General features: G+C 73.5%; 14 protein-coding genes. 8 read left to right on the top strand and 6 right to left on the bottom strand.

All coding sequences use genetic code 11. The features are described from left to right. Window positions 1-656 precede the first annotated feature (656 nt). Together AC0ZLC_RS02875 and AC0ZLC_RS02870 are read left to right on the top strand one after the other, a co-directional pair. A complete protein-coding gene (locus AC0ZLC_RS02875) occupies window positions 657-1,658 on the top strand; it encodes a TIGR01777 family oxidoreductase (protein ID WP_476750259.1) in 1,002 nt (333 codons plus the stop codon). Between the two features lie 55 nt (window positions 1,659-1,713). Next, window positions 1,714-2,493 carry a DinB family protein gene (locus AC0ZLC_RS02870; protein ID WP_476750258.1) on the top strand — a complete coding sequence of 260 codons (780 nt, stop codon included), beginning with the start codon at window positions 1,714-1,716 and terminating at the stop codon, window positions 2,491-2,493. Window positions 2,494-2,590: 97 nt separating this feature from the next. Here AC0ZLC_RS02870 and AC0ZLC_RS02865 read toward each other — a convergent pair whose 3' ends face one another. Together AC0ZLC_RS02865 and AC0ZLC_RS02860 are read right to left on the bottom strand one after the other, a co-directional pair. Continuing rightward, window positions 2,591-3,715, bottom strand: a complete 1,125-nt coding sequence (locus AC0ZLC_RS02865) for a lytic polysaccharide monooxygenase (protein WP_476750257.1) — start codon at window positions 3,713-3,715, stop codon at window positions 2,591-2,593. Window positions 3,716-4,380: 665 nt separating this feature from the next. Continuing rightward, complete coding sequence (locus AC0ZLC_RS02860; RefSeq protein ID WP_358855915.1) at window positions 4,381-5,403, bottom strand: LacI family DNA-binding transcriptional regulator; 1,023 nt, start codon at window positions 5,401-5,403, stop codon at window positions 4,381-4,383. Between the two features lie 375 nt (window positions 5,404-5,778). Here AC0ZLC_RS02860 and AC0ZLC_RS02855 point away from each other — a divergent pair, with 375 nt between their 5' ends. The 3 genes from AC0ZLC_RS02855 (at window position 5,779) to AC0ZLC_RS02845 (ending at window position 8,532) form a co-directional block, all read left to right on the top strand. Then, window positions 5,779-5,925: a hypothetical protein gene (locus AC0ZLC_RS02855; RefSeq protein WP_476750256.1), complete on the top strand. Its 147-nt coding sequence runs from the start codon at window positions 5,779-5,781 to the stop codon at window positions 5,923-5,925. A gap of 449 nt (window positions 5,926-6,374) precedes the next feature. Further along, entirely contained in the window at window positions 6,375-7,736 is a 1,362-nt protein-coding gene (locus tag AC0ZLC_RS02850; protein WP_476750255.1) for an NAD(P)/FAD-dependent oxidoreductase, read from the top strand. A gap of 169 nt (window positions 7,737-7,905) precedes the next feature. Then, window positions 7,906-8,532, top strand: a complete 627-nt coding sequence (locus tag AC0ZLC_RS02845) for a glyoxalase (RefSeq protein ID WP_476750254.1) — start codon at window positions 7,906-7,908, stop codon at window positions 8,530-8,532. Between the two features lie 22 nt (window positions 8,533-8,554). Here AC0ZLC_RS02845 and AC0ZLC_RS02840 read toward each other — a convergent pair whose 3' ends face one another. From AC0ZLC_RS02840 to AC0ZLC_RS02825, 4 genes are read right to left on the bottom strand one after another with little or no spacing between them, the layout of a single operon-like run. Continuing rightward, window positions 8,555-9,592 (bottom strand): Rieske (2Fe-2S) protein, encoded by a 1,038-nt coding sequence (locus tag AC0ZLC_RS02840; protein ID WP_476750253.1) that lies wholly within the window; start codon window positions 9,590-9,592, stop codon window positions 8,555-8,557. Continuing rightward, the gene (locus AC0ZLC_RS02835) at window positions 9,589-10,611 is read right to left on the bottom strand and encodes a phytoene/squalene synthase family protein (RefSeq protein WP_476750252.1); all 1,023 of its coding nucleotides are present in this window, start codon (window positions 10,609-10,611) and stop codon (window positions 9,589-9,591) included. Before AC0ZLC_RS02835 ends, AC0ZLC_RS02840 begins: the two co-directional genes overlap by 4 nt. Beyond that, complete coding sequence (crtI, locus tag AC0ZLC_RS02830; protein ID WP_476750251.1) at window positions 10,608-12,149, bottom strand: phytoene desaturase family protein; 1,542 nt, start codon at window positions 12,147-12,149, stop codon at window positions 10,608-10,610. The genes AC0ZLC_RS02835 and crtI overlap by 4 nt, the downstream gene beginning before the upstream one ends. Next, the gene (locus tag AC0ZLC_RS02825) at window positions 12,146-13,435 is read right to left on the bottom strand and encodes a polyprenyl synthetase family protein (RefSeq protein WP_476750250.1); all 1,290 of its coding nucleotides are present in this window, start codon (window positions 13,433-13,435) and stop codon (window positions 12,146-12,148) included. Before AC0ZLC_RS02825 ends, crtI begins: the two co-directional genes overlap by 4 nt. Before the next feature lie 586 nt (window positions 13,436-14,021). On the opposite strand from AC0ZLC_RS02825, the gene AC0ZLC_RS02820 reads away from it, so the two are divergent. From AC0ZLC_RS02820 to AC0ZLC_RS02810, 3 genes are read left to right on the top strand one after another with little or no spacing between them, the layout of a single operon-like run. Continuing rightward, window positions 14,022-15,218: a lycopene cyclase family protein gene (locus AC0ZLC_RS02820; RefSeq protein WP_476750723.1), complete on the top strand. Its 1,197-nt coding sequence runs from the start codon at window positions 14,022-14,024 to the stop codon at window positions 15,216-15,218. A gap of 44 nt (window positions 15,219-15,262) precedes the next feature. Next, a complete protein-coding gene (locus tag AC0ZLC_RS02815) occupies window positions 15,263-15,994 on the top strand; it encodes a methyltransferase domain-containing protein (RefSeq protein ID WP_476750249.1) in 732 nt (243 codons plus the stop codon). Beyond that, window positions 15,991-17,577 (top strand): FAD-dependent oxidoreductase, encoded by a 1,587-nt coding sequence (locus AC0ZLC_RS02810; RefSeq protein ID WP_476750248.1) that lies wholly within the window; start codon window positions 15,991-15,993, stop codon window positions 17,575-17,577. The genes AC0ZLC_RS02815 and AC0ZLC_RS02810 overlap by 4 nt, the downstream gene beginning before the upstream one ends. Window positions 17,578-17,681: the final 104 nt, after the last annotated feature.

The raw sequence follows: 17,681 nt of genomic DNA, 5'->3' as shown, positions 1-17,681 counted from the left end.
GTCGACGAAGGAGAACTCGTGGCCGGGCTCGCTAAAGGCCCCCGGCGTGAACCCGGGGTCCGGCACGGACGGACACGGCGGCCCGGAAGCCCCACCACCGTCAGTCCCGTACGGGGACCCGGAAGTCGCGTCGGGGTCACGTGCGTACGGCTGCCCGGAAACCGCGCCGGGGTCAGGCACGTACGACCGCCCGGAAGCTGCGCCGGGGTCAGACTCGTAGGGCTGCCCGGAAACCGCGCCGGGGTCAGGCACGTACGACTGACCTGACGCGCGCTCCTGGTCCGAGGTGTCCCGTGGGTCGCGGGCCGCCGCCCTGCCGTCCTCCTTCTCGCGCACCCGCCTCAGGAGGTCCGCCAGCGAATCGGGCGCGCGCCCTCGCTCGACGTGCGTGGGCTCTATCGCCGGGCCCTCCGGCCGCGGGCCGGGTTCGGGCGGTGTCGGCACACTGCTCTCCTTCCGCGGGCGTGGGTCGTCGGCATCCCCTGTGCAGAGATACGTGGACACCGAGCCGCAGGTTCAGCCGCGACGCTCCCCCGCCCCCAGGCCAGGTGATCCGTGCCGATCGCCGTCCGGCCGTTCAGTCCTGCCGCCTTGTGCGAGATTTTTGAACGTGTTCAACTCATTGCACCAGGGGCCGACAAGGGAGAGGCAGCCCGATGAGGATAGTGATACCCGGGGGAACCGGGCAGGTGGGCACGATCCTCGACCGGGCGCTGACGGCGGCGGGTCATGACGTCCTGATCCTGACCAGGCGGCCCGTGCGCGAACGCGAGATCCACTGGGACGGCGAGACTCCGGGCCCCTGGGCCGAGGCGATCGACGGCAGCGACGTCGTCGTCAACCTGGCGGGACGCAGCGTCAGTTGCCGCTACACCGCGGACAACCTGCGGGCCATGATGGACTCCCGGGTGAACTCCGCCCGGGTGGTGGGCGAGGCGATCCATGCCGCGGCGCGGCCGCCCCGGGTGTGGCTGCAGATGAGCACCGCCACCATCTACGCACATCGCCATGACGCACCGAACGACGAGGCGACCGGCGTGCTCGGCGGCGCCGAACCCGGCGTACCGGGGTACTGGGCCTACAGCGTCGAGATCGCCCGCGCCTGGGAGCGGGCGCAGGAAGAGGCCGCGACACCCCACACCCGCAAGGTCGCCCTGCGCTCCGCGATGGTCATGAGCCCCGACCGGGGCGGGGTCTTCGACGTCCTGTCTCGACTGGCACGGCTCGGGCTCGGCGGCCCGGTCGCGGGAGGAAGGCAGTACGTGTCCTGGATCCACGAGCGGGACTTCGTGCGTGCCGTCGAGTTCCTGATCGACCGGGACGACATCGCGGGACCGGTGAACCTCGCCGCCCCCGCTCCCCTTCCGCAGCGCGCCTTCATGCGGGAGCTGCGCGCGGCCTGGGGCGTCCCGGTCGGCCTGCCGGCGACGACGTGGATGGCCGAGCTCGGCGCCTTCGCGCTGCGCTCGGACACCGAACTCCTCCTGAAGAGCCGCCGCGTCGTCCCCGGCCGCCTGCCGGCCGCGGGCTTCCGCTTCGACCACGGGCAGTGGCCGGACGCCGGGCGCGACCTGGTGCGCCGGTGGCGCGGCGAACGCCGTCGCCGGCGGGCGGCACCGCTTCACGGGCGGATTAACCGGTCGCGCGCTGTGGGGTGAGCGACTACCTTCCGGCTGTGGTGCGGTGAGACGCGACATGAGGGAGCAGCCGGGTATGGACAGTCAGGGCCCGCGAACCGACCGCTTGGGTTTGCTGCTCGATCAGTTCGACCACGCCAGGGAGATGGCCCAGGTACGGCTGGCGGGGCTCGGCGAGGAGGAGTACCTGTGGGAGCCGGTGCCCGGTTGCTGGTCGCTCCGGCGCCGGGGCGAGGCGACGACACCGAGGGCGTTCGGGCCGGGCGAGTGGGTTCTCGACCTGGGAAACCCGGACATCCCGGCGAGCGAGTACGCCGAGGTGGCCCGGCAGGCGGCCGGCGGCATGACCGTGGCCAAGATCGCCGACGACTGGAGTGTCGGTGTCGAGCGGGTCGAGCAGATCCTCGCCCACACCGGTACGCCCGAGCCCGACGAGACGCCCGTCACGACCATCGCCTGGCGGCTGGCGCACCTGCACTTCCACTTCGCGGGCGGATGGGAGTGGACCTTCGGTGAACGGCGGCACGAACCGAAGCTGCTGGTCGACTTCACTCCCTCCCCCGCCCTGGCACTCGAGCGCTTCTGGACACTGATCGACCGCTGGCGCGACAGTGTCGGTGCCGTCACCGACGAACAGCTCGACAGGGTCGGCTTCTCGCAGTATCCGTACGGCTCCGACCCCGACGACCCGTTCATCACCGTGCTGTCGGGGGCCAACCTCGAGTTCATCCATCACATGGCCGAGATCGCCCTGCTCCGCGATCTGTGGCGGACCCGCTTCACCGCTCCCCGCCGGGGCCTGTCCGGGGCCGACTCGCGCGAGCCGGACGGGAGTCCCCCGGCAGGACGTCCATGACGGATCGTCACGCGGCATGGTGATGCGACGTGCCGGTCGCAGCCCTCCGTGCGGACTGCGACCGGCACGTCACGTCACGTCACGTCACATGCAGAACCTAGGCCGGTACGCAGCCGATGGAGCCCGCGGGCAGGTTGTTGCCCGTGGAGGTGGCGGTGAAGCCGAAGGTGACACTGCCGTCGGCGGCGATGACGCGGTTGTAGTCGACGTTCCTGACCGTGACCGTGCCGTCCGTGCCGGTGGACAGGGACCCGTTCCACACGCTACTGATCTTGGTCCCCGTGCCCGGTTTCCACGCCACGGCCCAGCCGTTGCGCGGCTCCGTGCCGTGGTTCATCACCTCGACGGACGCCTGGAAGCCGCCACTCCAGGAGTTCACGACGGTGTACTGGGCCATGCACGATCCGGTGTGCGGATCCGAGGGGGTCGGGGTGGGCGTCGGGGTCGGGGTGGGCGTCGGGGTCGGGGTGGGCGTCGGTGTGGGCGTCGGCGTCGGCGTGCCGCCCGGGTTCCTGATGCCCGTCACCTCTCCGTTGCCGCCGTCGAAGACGATGTCCGAGCAGGAGAAGAAGTTCTCCTGACTGTCGGACCGCACCCACTGCATGAAGATCAGGGCGTTGCCCGAACGGCCGGAGGGCAGAGCCAGGTCCCAGGAGTAGTGGCCGCCGTCGGCACCCGGTGACCCCTGCTGGGGCGGATTGGTGACGGTCTGGATCAGGTCCAGGTCGCCCCAGCCCAGCTGGGACGTGGGCGACCAGCCGGGCTTGGACAGGTAGACCCGGAACGAACCCGGGTGCGCCGCCCAGTTGCTGTACTGCACCTGCATGGTCTTCCCCGACGTCAGATGCGTTCTGGGCCAGTCGGCGCGGGCCGCGTTGTAGCCGGAGAAGTCGTACGGCGACCGGTCGCCGGCACTGCACAGGGTGCCGTCCGGCACATAACCGGCGCCCCGGCCGCCCGCCTGGGAGTCGAGCACGGCGAACCAGTTGTACAGCGGCGTGGTGCCGCTCTTGTTCACAGCGTCCCGGCAGGCGGGATTCGTCGGGTCCAGTGCTCCGTTGCCCGTACGGGCGTCCAGGTAGCAGAGGTAGGTGCGCGAGCCGGGAAGCATCGCCACCCCGTGCGCCTCGGCGGAGCCCTGCCCCAGCAGGGTCATGCCGAGCGCCGCGAGCAGGGTGGCGAAGGCGGCCGCCATCGACAGTACGGTGCTGCGTCGAGCCATGCTTTTCTCCTTCCGGTCGTACTCGGTCGGGTGTGCGGGGTGGTGCGCCCCCCGGCCGACGGGTGCCGTCGGGTTCGCACGCGTCGGTCGGGAAACGGCTACCGCCCAGGGGCCGGGGCGTTGGAAGCCCCGCCCGTCCGGCGAGGGTGCCGGCCGGACGGGCGGGGAGTCAGGCACGCACCGCCTCCCGGGCCGGCGAGCGATGCGCGGCAAACCCCACACGGAACGTCACGCGGTCGTGCAGGCGGCCCCGTTCAGGCTGAAGGCCGTCGGCTTTGCGAATGCGGCGCGGAACCCGGCGTCGGTGGCGGTGATGCACTGCGACGGTCGCATGCGGGGGGTCCTCTCTCGGAGGGGCGGCCGGGGTGTGCGGCGTAACCGTTCGTCCCGGAATCAGTGGGAGCGCTCCCATGCGTGGTTCGAGAGGGACTGTAGGAGTCACCCATGTCCCTGACAAGAGGGTGGACGGGACGGCGTGGACGCAATCCCGAAACCGCTGGTCCGAGGAGTGTTACCTCGGCGGGGCTCCGGGTCCGTTCTTTCCGGGAGCGCTCCCGGACCACGCCTCGCGCCCCCGGAGTCGCCGGGTCCGCAACTCCGAGGCACGGCACCGGATGCCGGCGGCGGCGAGCCCGTCGGTGCGGGGGTCCTTCGGTACCGCGCGCTCAGGCGGAGTCGCGCAGTACGAGTTCCGTCCGGAGGATGACATGGCGCCAGGCCACGGCCGGCTCCTTCATCTCCTCCTCGAGCAGTCCCACCATGGCCCGGCCGATCTCTTCCACCGGCTGACGGACCGTGGTCAGCTTGGGATCCGTGTGCTGGGCCAGCAGGAAGTCGTCGAAGCCGACGACTCCGACGTCGTCGGGAACCCGGCGGCCCGCCGCGCGCAGGGCGGTCAGCGCACCGGCGGCCGTGGTGTCCGAAGCGGCGAACACCCCGTCGATCCCGGGGTGCCGCTCGATGAGGCCGGTCATCGCCCGGCGTCCGCTCTCCTCGGTGAAATCACCCTCCACGACGAGGGACGGCACGTCCTCGGCTCCCGCGCGCCGCAGCGCCTCCCGGTAGCCGCGCAGCCGGCACTGGGCGACGTACATGTCGAGCGGACCGGTGATCGTGGCGATGGTCCTGCGTCCGCTGTCCAGCAGGTGGGAGACCGCGTCGCGAGCACCGCCGACGTTGTCCGCGTCGACGTACGTCACACACTCGTCGCCCGTGCGCCGCCCCAGCAGGACGGTGGGCAGACCGGCTTGCGCGAGCATGTCCGGCAGCGGGTCCTGGGCGCGGACGGACATCATCAGGACCCCGTCCACCCGGCCGCCGCGCGCGTACTCCACGAAGCGCTGCCGCTCGGTCTCGGAACGGATCAGCGTCAGGAGCAGTTGCACCCCGCTGTCGGTCAGGGCGTCGCCGACCGAGCGGACGATCTCGCTGAAGAAGGGCTCGCCGAACAGCCGCCAGTCCTTCTCCGTCATCACCAGCGCCACGGCGTCGGCGCGACGTCCGGCCAGTGAGCGGGCGGCCAGGTTGGGCACGTAGCCCAGTTCGTCGATGGCGCGGCGCACCGCGTCCCGGGTCGAAGCGCGCACGCCCACCGCGTTGTTGATGACGCGGGAGACGGTGCCGCGCCCCACACCGGCGCGGGCGGCCACCTCCTCCAGCGTCGGGACACCGGGACGCTGCCTGCCCATACCCCACCCCCATCTCCCACCCGAGATCACCCGATACTACGACCCGCCCGGTGCGCGGGGGCCGGGACCGGTCATCGACGTCGCCGTCCGGCTGATCCGCTGTCAGGAACCGCGGGGGCGACCGGTGTTCACCGGCAGGGGCGCGGAGTACGGCACGGCGGCGCGGGGAGCAGCCCCCGCCGGCCGGTGGACGGCCACGGGCGGGTGTGGCGAGGCCCGGCGCGGGGCGCAAGTCGAGGGGCTCCGGTGCCGTACGGCACCGGAGCCCCTGGTTCTACAACACCATCTGCCGGCCTACGTCTGCGCCGGCCTTCTGTTTCCGCACGGTCGCCAGGGGGACGTGGGCGAGTGCGGGGATCGCTGATGCTTAACCGTGTGACCACCTTCCGATCCGGGGCCTGCGGTACCCGGGACGACTACGCGCTCACCCGGGCGATCCTGATGGTGTCGACCTCCTTCGTGCTTGTCCTGTTCGATCGACCTGCAGCTTCGGTTCCTGCGTACGACTGGCGGCTCCTGTGAGCCGCCAGGCCCGGCAGCCAGCCACAGGACCCCGGCTTTCTCCGGCCCTGTCACTCCGCTGCCGTGCCTTGGCACTGCGGGTACTGCACATACGGCAGTTCGTCCCTGCCGCCTCAACGACTTCTTGGCTACGAGGAAGACACTAACCTCACGCAACGCCGAATGTCTACTCCCGCCACGACAGATTTCCTACGACACGGGGAAGTGGACTTTTTGAGGCGTCCGAGTCCGGAAAAGCTACCCGGCTGTCCCTCCCGCCGGCGCCGCACCGGGCCTCAGCAGAGTGATCCTCGAAGCGCCCGGCTCCGTGACTGTCCAACACCGATGCGGCGCGCAGCGGCGCCCGGTGGCGCGCCGGCTCGTAGCGCGGTGGGATCAATCATGTGCGAGGCGGCGGACCGGGGGCAGAGGAACCCGTGGAAGCCAGACAGTCGGCAGCCGGTGAAGGGATGAACATCGTGTCACGACCGAGGATCTTGGTAGTGGGAGCGGGCTTCGCGGGAGTGGAGTGCGTACGGCGGCTGGAACGCAAGCTCACACCGAACGAGGCGGAACTGGCTCTGGTGACACCGTTCTCCTACCAGCTGTATCTGCCACTGCTGCCGCAGGTCGCCTCCGGGGTGCTGACCCCCCAGTCGGTCGCGGTGTCGTTGCGCCGGAGCCGCAAGTACCGCACGCGCATCATCCCCGGCGGTGCCATCGGCGTGGACCTGAAGGCCAAGGTGTGCGTCGTCCGCAAGATCTCGGGCGAGATCGTCAACGAGCGGTACGACCACATCGTGCTGGCACCGGGCAGCATCACCCGCACCTTCGACATCCCGGGCCTCACCGAGCACGCCCGGGGGATGAAGACGCTCGCCGAAGCCGTGTACATCCGTGACCACGTCATCTCGCAGCTCGACATCGCCGACGCCAGCGAGGACGAGACGGAGCGGGCGGCGCGGCTGCAGTTCGTGGTGGTCGGCGGGGGCTACGCGGGCACGGAGACCGCCGCGTGCCTGCAGCGCCTGACGCACAACGCCGTCAAGCGCTACCCGAGGCTCGACCCGAAGCTGATCAAATGGCACCTGATCGACATCGCGCCGAAGCTCATGCCCGAGCTGGGCGACAAGCTGGGGCGCAGCGCCCTGCACATCCTCCGCAAGCGGGGCATCGACGTCTCCCTGGGGGTGTCCATCGCGAAGGCGGGCCCCGACGAGGTCACGTTCACCGACGGACGGGTGATCCCCACCCACACCCTGATCTGGACCGCGGGTGTCGCGGCGAGCCCGCTGATCGCCACCCTGGGGGCCGAGACGGTCAAGGGGCGGCTGGCGGTCACCTCGGAGATGTGCCTGCCCGGCCACGACGGCGTCTTCGCGCTCGGTGACTCCGCCGCCGTGCCGGACGAGGCCAAGGACACGGCGGGCGCCATCTGCCCGCCGACCGCGCAGCACGCGCTGCGGCAGGGCAGGCACGTCGCGGACAACGTCATCGCGTCGCTGCGCGGGCAGCGGATGACGCCGTACGTGCACAAGGATCTGGGGCTCGTCGTCGACCTCGGCGGCATGGACGCCGTGTCCAAGCCGCTCGGTGTCGAGCTGCGCGGACTGCCCGCTCTGATCGCCGCCCGCGGCTACCACTGGTCGGCGCTGCGCACCAACGTGGCGAAGGTCAGGGTGGCGACGAACTGGGCGCTGAACTCGGTGGCCGGCGACGACTTCGTCCGTACGGGATTCCTGACCCGTACGCCGGCGACCCTGCGGGACTTCGAGTACACGAACGCCTATCTGACGCCCGAGCAGCTCCGGGAGCGCGTCGGGGGCCAGTGACGGGCGGGGCACTTCCCGCCGCGGGGAAGTGCCCTCTCCCGGGGGCGCGCTGCTCGGCACGCGGGGGCACAGGGTGCGCGGCCGGCGGGTGTACGACGACCCGGCCGTCACCCGAACCGGTCAGGATCGGAGAAGCGCGCGTCGGTCGGGCGCAACTAGCGTGACGGGCATGGCATCCATCGCATCCGTCACCCTTCACGTGGCCGACCCCACGGCCGCCCGGCGCTTCTGCACCACCGCCTTCGGTCTCGGCTCGCAGGTACGTCTGCGCGCCTCACAGGCACCCACCACCGGCTTCCGCGGATTCACGCTGTCCCTCACGGTGTCGCAGCCGGCCACCGTCGACAACCTCATCGGCGCCGCCCTGGACGCCGGTGCCGAGCCGCTGAAGCCCGCCGCGAAGTCGCTCTGGGGTTACGGCGGTGTCGTCCGGGCTCCGGACGGGACGATCTGGAAGGTGGCGACGTCGGCGAAGAAGGACACCGGCCCGGGCACCCGGCAGATCGACGACATCGTGCTCCTGCTGGGCGTGGCGGACGTGGCCGCGAGCAAGCGGTTCTACGTCGAGCACGGCCTCGCCGTGGCCAAGAGCTTCAGCCGCGTGTACGTCGAGTTCGAGGCCGGGCCGAGCCCCGTCAAGCTGGCGTTGTACCGGCGCCGCGCCCTGGCCAAGGACGCCGGGGTCTCCCCCGACGGCACGGGATCGCACCGGCTGACGATCGGCGGCGACGGCGCACCGTTCACCGACCCGGACGGATTCGCGTGGGAGAGCGCGCAGGTGGGGTCGACGGCCTGACGTGGCAGTGCCGGCCCCTGCCTCAGCCCGGGAACCGTCCCGTGTGGCGTAGCTGCCAGCGTCTTTCCGCGTAGGCCAGGTCGTCGCGCCACAGGCGGCCCGCGGCGGCTCGGATCAGCGGGCGGAGCAGGGGCGCCGCGCCGCGGGCGACGGCGAAGCCGCGGCGGTCCGACGCGGCCACGACGGCTTCGGTCACCGCGGTGCGCGGGCGGCCGAGTGCGTCCGGGGCCAGCGGGGTCGCGTGGGTCTCGACCACTGAGCCCTGTCCCTCCCCGTCGGTGATGTGCATGACCACCGTGCGGGGTTCCGGCGCCGTGAACACCGCCCGTACCGGCACGACGAGCCGGCCGGTGAGCTTGAAGGAGACGTCCACGGCGAACCCGTCGTCACGGTCGGCGTCGCCGTCGCCGGAGCCGGACCCCGGGTCGGCGGGGCTGCGGACGACGGTCAGGTCCACGAAGGAGTACGGGTGGAACCAGGCCCCGTGCCAGGGGTCGAGGCGGTTGGCCACCACGTCCTCCGGCTCGCACCCGCCGACCGCGCCGTACACGGCCTCGACCGCACCCGGCAGCGGCGGTCGTGCCGGTACCACCGGTGCGGGCAGCGGCTCCTCTTTGCCGACCGTGTCGAGGCGCACCCACACCAGCACCCCGTCGTCGTGCACGGGCAGGGGGTCCCAGCCGGCCGCGGGGCCGCCGTCCAGGGCGAGGCCGTGCCAGTGGCAGACGAGAGTGCCGCAGCGGACGGGGCTGCGGGCCAGCGGTGCGCCCAGGTGCGGGCACACCCCCGGCCCGGCCACGAGCCGTCCGCCGGCGTCCCGCCAGACGACGACTTCCTGCCCGGCGACGGAGCAGGCCAGCGGGCGGGCCGGACCGAGGTCCCGGGTGGCGCCGACGACGTACCAGTTGCCCGACGGGCGGGCGAGGGCCCGCTTCAGGGCGTCGGCGATGACGCCCGGCCGCGCCTCGCGCCAGGTGGGCCGCTGCTTCTCCCAGGCGACGGGACGGTGGCGCAGCCGCAGCGGCAGCCGCCGCAGGGCAGGCCGGCGCGGGCTGTTCACGCCGCCTCCTTGCGCCGGGACGGCCGCGCGCGGCCTTCGCGGGAGGCGGGGCCGGCGGACCCCGGTGCCGTGCGGTCCGCGCCGCGGGCTCTGGTCCGCGCGGCCACCACGCGCACCAGGCCGTCCAGCGCGACCGCGGTCCGCCGGCGCCGGGGCACCACCGCACGGCGGTGCAGCACGGCGTATCCCTCGTCGGCGAGGGTGTCGAGAATGGCTCCGTAGAGGACGAAAGCGGTGCGGATGCAGGGCCGTGACACCGGGTCGAGCATGGCAAGGCCGGGGGCAGCCGCGCGGTAGACACCGCGGGTCAGGTCCTCGGCGGCGCGCAGGGCCGCGGTGATCCGGGGGTCGCGGCGGCCCGTGTCCCGGCTCCAGCGCAGCAGGGCCCGGTCGACGCCGTGGGCGCCCAGCAGGTCCGCGGGCAGGTACACGCGCCCCCGGTCGAGGTCCTCCCCCACGTCGCGGAGGAAGTTGGTGAGCTGGAAGGCCACGCCGAGCGCCGCCGCGTGCGGGGCGGCCTCCTCGCGCGGTACGACCGTGCCGAGCACGGGCAGCATCTGGAGCCCGATGACGGCGGCCGAACCGTGCATGTAGCCGTACAGGTCCGCGTAGGTCGCGTAGTCCGTGACGTGCAGGTCGCTGCGCATCGAGGCCATGAAGTCGGTGAAGTGGCGGTGGTCGATGCGGTAGCGGGCGGCGGTGTCGGCGAGGGCCGCGACCACCGGCTCGTCCACCGGGCCGTCCCGGCGCAGGCCGCGGCTCAGGCGGGTCTCCAGCCGGGCGAGCGCCGCAGTGCGGTCGTGGACGGTGCGGCGCTCGTCCAGGGCGTCGACGATGTCGTCGGCCCAGCGGGCGAATCCGTACAGTGCGTGCACGGCCGGCCGACGCGCCACGGGCAGGAGCCGGGTGGCGAGGAAGTAGGTCCGCCCGTGCCGCGCGTTGAGCGTGCGGCAGTGGGCGTAGGCGGCGCGCAGGTCCGGTTCGTGGATGCCGGCGGCATCGAGTTCGCGGTCGGTCATGGGCGGACGCCTTCAACGGTCGTACGGCGGACGGGTGGGCGGGGGCCCCGGCGGGCGCGGGGGCCCGTGATGCGGGCCGCGGCGAGCTTGCCGGAGATGAGGACGGTCGGTACGCCGACGCCCGGGGTGGTCCCGCAGCCCGCCAGCACCGCGTTCTCGGTGCCGGCGACGAGGTTCCGCGGGCGGAAGGGGCCGGTCTGCGTGAACGTGTGCGCCGCCGAGAAGGGCGTACCTGCGGCGTGCCCCTGGCCGTGCCAGTCGGCCGGGGTGACCAGGCACTGCTCCTCGATCGACGCGGTGATCCCGGTGAGTCCGCGGTGCTCCAGGACGTCCAGGAGGCTGTCGCGGTAGCGGGGCGCGAGGTCGCCCCAGGCGGCGGCCCCGGGTCCGATGTCGGTGTTGGGGCAGGGCGCCAGGATGTAGTGCAGGTGGCGGCCCTCGGGGGCGAGTGACGGATCGGTGGCGGTGGGACGGGTGATCAGCAGGGACGGGTCGGTCATCAGGCTCCCGGTCCTGGTCAGTTCGTCGAACGTGCCCTTCCAGGCCCGGCCGAAGGACAGCGTGTGGTGCCCGAGGCCCGGCCAGGTCCGGTCGGTGCCCGCGTGCAGGACGACGGCGGAGGGCGCGTGCCGCAGGCGCAGCGGCCGGCGGGGGCGGCGGCCCAGCAGGCCGTAGGTGACGGGCAGGTCGGGGGTGAGCACGACGGCGTCGCACGGGATGCGGCCCTGGGAGGTGAGGACCGCGGTGACACGCGCGCCGGAGCGTTCGAGACCCGTCACGTCGTGCTCGTAGCGCAGTTCCGCACCCGCGTCCGCGGCGGCGTCGGCCATGGCCTGCGGCAGGGCGTGCATGCCGCCCCGCGTGAAGTACACACCGGCGACGGTGTCCATGTACGCGATGACGGCGTACGCGGCGAGGGCCCGCTCCGGGGGCACTCCGGCGTACAGGGCCTGGAAGGAGAAGACGCGGCGCAGGCGTTCGTCGCCGAGGAAGCGTCCGATACGGGCGTCCAGTCTGCCGAACCCGCCGAGTGCGGCGAGTCGGCCGAGGTCCGGGGTGAGCAGTTGCAGCGGCGAGTCGAAGTTCGCGTCGATGAAGCGGCGCAGCTGCACGGCGTAGAGCCGCTCCAGCCAGTGGCGCAGCCGTCGGTAGCCGGCGGCCTCGCCGGCCCCGGCGAAGCGTTCGATCTCGGCCTCCATGGCGTCCGCCCCGGTGTGGACGTCGAGTTCGCTGCCGTCGGCGAAGCGCGCTCGGTAGGCGGGGTGGAGGGGGATCAGGTCCACGCGGTCGTGGAGGCTGTCGCCGACGGCGGCGAACGCCTCGTCGGCGATGTCCGGCATGGTCAGCACGGTGGGGCCGGTGTCCATCCGGTACCCGGCGCGGTCGATGCGGCCGGCCCGTCCGCCCGGCAGGGTGCCGCGCTCGACGACGGTCACCCGGCGGCCCGCTCCCAGCAGGTGGAGTGCCGCCGACAGCCCGGCCAGGCCCGCGCCGACCACCACCACGTGGTCGGTGCGGCCGGGGATCGTCCTCGTCATCGTGTTCCTCCCGCGGTTCCGGCGCCGGTGAGACATGCGGTCGGGTCCTGCCCGGCGGTGCCCGGCGGTTCCGCCGCCGGCTCCGGGGCCGGTGTCACCCCGGCCGCCGCGCACATGAGGGCGTGCAGGCGGGTCCTGGCAGATGGCAGGAGTGCGGCCGCGGCGAGGTGCTGGGCGCTGCGGTCCGCGAGCCGCCCGATCCTCCGCTCGACGGCGGTCCGCGCGCCGGTGGCCTCCAGGACGTGCCGCACCTCGGCGAGTTGGGCCGGGGTCAGGTCACCGGCGCCGACGCACCGGTCGAGAACCTCGATGCCCGCCGTGTCCCGGGCCTGCGTGGCACGCGCCCGCGCCACAGCGACCAGGTAGGTGCGCTTGCCCTCGCGGATGTCGTCGCCGGACGGCTTGCCCGTGCCGAGCGGGTCGCCGAAGACGCCCAGCAGGTCGTCCCGGAGCTGGAAGGCGACTCCGGCGCAGCGCCCCGCCGCGCACAGGGCGTCGGTCGTGCCGGGGTCCGCTCCGGCCAGCGCGGCGCCCAGAGCCAGTGGCCGCTCCACGGAGTAGCGGGCGCTCTTGAGGCAGGCGGCGCGGATGGCCCGTGCCGGAGAGCCGGAGACGCTCGCCTGGTCGAGCACGTCCAGGTACTGGCCCGCCACCATCTCGGTGCGCATGGCCCGCCAGATCCGCTGGACGGCGGGCGGCGTCCCCGGGTCGGCGCCCAGGTCGGCGACGACGTCGTCCGCCCAGGCGAGGGCCAGGTCGCCGGCGAGGATCGCCCCGGCCTCGCCCAGCGACCGGGCCCGCCGGCCGCCCAGTCGGGCGTACTGCGCGCAGAGGTCGACGTGCAGGGCCGGCCGGCCCCGGCGCAGTACGGACGCGTCCATGACGTCGTCGTGGACGAGCGCACAGGTCTGGATGAGTTCGAGCGCCGCGCCGATCCGCAGGGCGTGTTCGGTCTGGACGGCATTCCGTCCGCCGCCGCAGCCGCGCAGCGCCCACCACAGGAACTGCGGACGCATCCGCTTGCCGCCCTGCCGGGTGAACCGGGCCACCCGCTCGGCCACGTCGGCTCCGAAGTCGGTGTCCAGCGCGGACGCCTGGGTGACGCGTTCACGCAGGACCGTGTCCAGCACGCGTCCCACGGCGGCGGGCACGTCCGCGTCCACCGCCTCCGGGTGCGGGTGCGAGCCGCCGGGCGGGCCCGAAGAGGCGCTCGCCTCCCGGATGTTGTGCGGGGTCAGGGGTGCCGGGCCGATCGCGGGGTGCCCCCCGGCCCTCGTACGACGCATCCCGGTTCCTCTCGTCGTTGCGGACGCGGGTTTGCCGGAGCTGATTCGGCGGGGGTGGGGGTGGCGGATGCGATGGCGTCCTTTTTTCCCGTCCGCCGGGGTAGTTGGGGGGTGCCGGGGCCGATCCGGACGGGGGCGGCCGCGAGCGGTGAAGCTACTGCGGGCTCCGGCCGGGAGCGCGGCGACACACGAGCGGCACCCGAATCGGACGCTGTTCGGGTGAGCGACCAGGCCCACCTGGCGGTGCGTCGTACCCCACCGGGGCGGCAGGGTCACGGCGTCCGGCCGACGGTACGTCGTACCCCACCAGGGCGGCGGGGCACGGCGCCCTACCGGGTGAGCGGTCACGGCACTCGGCCGACGGGGCGTCACCGTGCCCGGCCGTGGGTGGTCACAGCAGTCGCCGCACCCGTGCCGGCGTGCCCCGGTCCGCTCACCCTCGCGGGGTGGCGATGCGCCGACCGGCCTACCCCGCCCGCGGGTTCGGTGCGGCGCGCATCCGTGGAAGGGGTGCACGCGGAATGCTTCGGCGGGCGCATCTCCGTGCCCGCCGTCTTCCCCGCCGTACACCCGAGGAGTGGAACCTGTGCTCGACGCGGACGTCGCCATCATCGGCGCGGGAGCCGCGGGCCTGTCCCTGGCGCACCGCCTCTCGTCCGGTGCCGCGGGCCGCCGTACCCCCTCCGTCGTCCTGCTCACGGCGCCGCCCGGACCGCTGCGCCCACCCCGCCGGACCTGGTGCTTCTGGGAGGCGGGGCCCGGTGTCTACGACCGTGCGCTGACGGCTTCCTGGCAGCGGCTCAGGGTCCGGGGCAAGGGGGGCTCCTCGACCGAGAGCCGTATCGCTCCCCTGCGCTACAAGATGCTGTGCTCGGACGATTTCGAGGAACTCGTCCACCACGATCTCGCCGACCGGGCCTCGGTCCGCGTGGTCGAGGCCGTCGTCGACAGTGTCGAGGGCCTGTCCGGCGGTGGTGCTCAGGTCCGCGGGTCCACCGCGGCGGGCGCGTCGGTGGACGTGCGTGCGCGCTGGGTGTTCGACTCGCGCCCGCTGGAGGCGCTTCCCGCGGCCCGCACCACCCTGCTGCAGCACTTCCACGGCTGGTTCGTGCGCACCGACCGCCCCGCCTTCGACCGGGACGTCGTGGACCTGATGGACTTCCGGACCCCGCAGCCCGCCCGGGGTCTCTCGTTCGGCTACGTGCTGCCCACGGGGCGCCGCACCGCGCTGGTCGAGTACACCGAGTTCTCGGCCGCGCCGCTGACCGCGCACCAGTACGACGCCGCCCTGCGCCACTACACCGGCGACGTTCTCGGTCTGGGCGCGTTCGAGGTCACCGCGCGGGAGACGGGCGCGATTCCCATGACGGACGCCGTGTTCGCCCGGCAGACCGGCGAGGCGATCTTCAGGATCGGCACGGCCGGCGGAGCCACCCGGCCGTCGACCGGATACACCTTCGCGGCCGTGCAGCGTCAGACGCGCGCCGTCGCGGCAGCGTTCCGGGCCGGGCGCCGCCCGGCGCCTCCGCCGGCGCATTCGGTCCGCTCCCGTGCCATGGACGCCGTGCTGCTGCGCGCGCTTGCCGCGGGACGGATCGACGGGGCGGACTTCTTCTCCCACCTGTTCGGACGCGTCCCCGCGGAGCGTCTGCTGCGCTTCCTCGACGGACGCACGCGGCTGCGCGAGGACATCGCCGTCGGCCTGCACACCCCCGTCCTGCCGATGCTGCGTACGGCGGCCGAACTGCCCTGGCTGCCCCGCCGGCCGTCCGCGGAGACCTGACGCCGCCGAAGCGACCGCCCCCTTCCGGAAAACGAGGAGACTGCATGCCCCTGCTGTGCGACGCGGAGCTGGCCACGGCGTTCGACCGCGCCTCCCGCACCTACGACCGCCTGGTCGCCTTCAATCCCGGGTACCACGCCCATCTACGGCGCTCGGTGCGCCGCCTGGCCCTCCCGGACGGCGGGGCCGGGCGGCGGGTGCTCGACCTCGGCTGCGGTACGGGGGCGTCCACCGCGGCGCTCGCCGCCGTGCTGCCCGAGGCGGACATCGTCGCGGTGGACGCGTCGGCGGGCATGCTGGAGCGGGCGGCGGCCAAGAACTGGCCGGCGCGGGTGACGTTCCGGCACTCCTCGGCGGAGCGCCTGGCCGTGGAAGGGGTGGAGGGACCGTTCGACGCGGTCCTGGCGGCGTACCTGTTCCGCAACGTCGCCGATCCCGACCGGATCCTCGCGGCCGTGCGCGACCTGCTCGTCCCGGGCGGCAGACTCGCGGTGCACGAGTACACGCTCAGCGGTCTGCCCGCCCACCGCGCGGTGTGGAACGCGGTGTGCCGGGGCATCGTCCTGCCGGCCGGCACGGCGGCCGGGAATGGCCGCCTCTACCGGCATCTGTGGCGCAGTGTCGTCGAGTTCGACACGGCGCAGGCCTTCGGCGAGCGGGTGCGGCGCGCGGGCTTCGGGCGGGTGCGGGTGCTGCCGGTCCCGGGCTGGCAGACCGGCATCGTGCACACGGTGGTCGGCAGGCGCGAGGCCGGCCCGCACGGCGGTGCCGCGTGAACCGGCGTACGGGCGGCGCGCCGCGGCGGGGCCGGGACCGGCGCGCCCGGGTGCTCCTCCCGTGTCCGGGCCGTCCGCGGGTGACGGGGGAAGCGCCCTCCACTGCCGTGGTCGGCGGCGGTGTCGCGGGGCTCGCCGCCGCGACCGCTCTCGCCGAGCGGGGGGTGCGGGTGACGCTCTACGAACGCGACCAGGTGCTCGGCGGCCGGGTCTCCGGCCGGCCCGTCACGCTCGCCGACGGGAGTCCGGCGACGATGAGCCGGGGCTTCCACGCGTTCTTCCGCCAGTACTACAACCTGCGGGGCCTGCTGCGCCGGGCCGATCCGGACCTCGGCATGCTCACCGCCCTGCCCGACTATCCCCTGCGGCACAGCAGCGGCGTGCACGACAGTTTCCGCCACGTGCCGCGCACGCCGCCCTGGAGTGCCCTGGGCTTCGCCGCCCTCAGTCCCACGTTCGGAGCACGCGATCTGCTGCGGATGAACCCGTCGGCGGCCCTTCCGCTGCTGGACGTGCGTGTCCCGGACGTCTACGACCGGTTGGACGGCACCAGCGCCCACGACTTCCTCGCCTCGATCCGCTTTCCCGCGGCGGCACACCATCTGGCCTTCGAGGTCTTCTCCCGCAGCTTCTTCGCCGATCCGCGGACGCTGTCCGCCGCGGAGATGGTGCTGATGTTCCACATCTACTTCCTGGGCTCCTCCGAGGGCCTGCTGTTCGACGTCCCCCGCGAACCCTTTCCGGCCGCGCTGTGGGAACCCCTGGCCCGCCGTCTCGACGCCCTCGGCGCACAGGTGTGCACCGCAACCCCCGTCGAGTGCGTGAAGCCCGCTCCCCGGGGCGGCTACCGCGTCGTGCACTCCGGGGGCGAACGGCACCACGACACCGTCGTGCTCGCCCTTGACACGGAGGGGCTGCGTACCGTCGTGGGCCGATCCCCGGAGCTGGGGGACGCCGGCTGGCGCGCCCGGGTGGCGGGGCTGCGCACCGCTCCCCCGTTCCTCGTGTCCCGGCTGTGGCTGGACCGCCCGGTCGCCCCGCGCCGCCCCGGCTTTCTGGGAACGAGCGGCTTCGGCTCCCTGGACAACGTCAGCGTCGTCTCCGGCTGGGAGGGCGAGGCCGCCCGCTGGGCCGCCCGCACGGGCGGCTCCGTGGTCGAACTGCACGCCTACGCGCTGCCCGAGGACTGCGTACGGGACGTGGAGGAGAAGCGGGTCGTCGACCAGCTGCACCGGGTGTATACGGAGACGCGGGGGGCCGGCGTCGTCGACGTGCGGCACGAGTGGCGCGCCGACTGCCCGCTCTTCCCGGTGGGCGGATACGCCGACCGGCCCACCGTGCGGACGCCGGACCCGGGTCTGACGGTGGCGGGCGACCTGGTCCGCACGGATCTGCCCGTGGCGCTCATGGAGCGCGCGGCGACCTCCGGGTTCCTGGCCGCGAACGCGCTGCTGGAGGGCTGGGGCGTGCGCGGCCAGACCCTGTGGACCGTGCCCGACCGCGGACGCTCCGCCGTGCTGCGGGCACTGGCCGGCCGGGGGCGCGGCCGGGACGGCCGGTCGGCGGGCGCGCGGCCCCGGTGACGCGTGGTGCAGGGGTTGCCCGGCCGCCCGTGCTGTGCCGTAATCGAAGAATCCGCGGGGCGGATCTTCGCGGTGTCGGAGCCGCGCCGGAAGGAGCGGCTGGA

Source organism: Streptomyces sp. GLSS-08, assembly GCF_056387915.1.
This window is presented reverse-complemented; position numbering and strand designations above follow the sequence as displayed.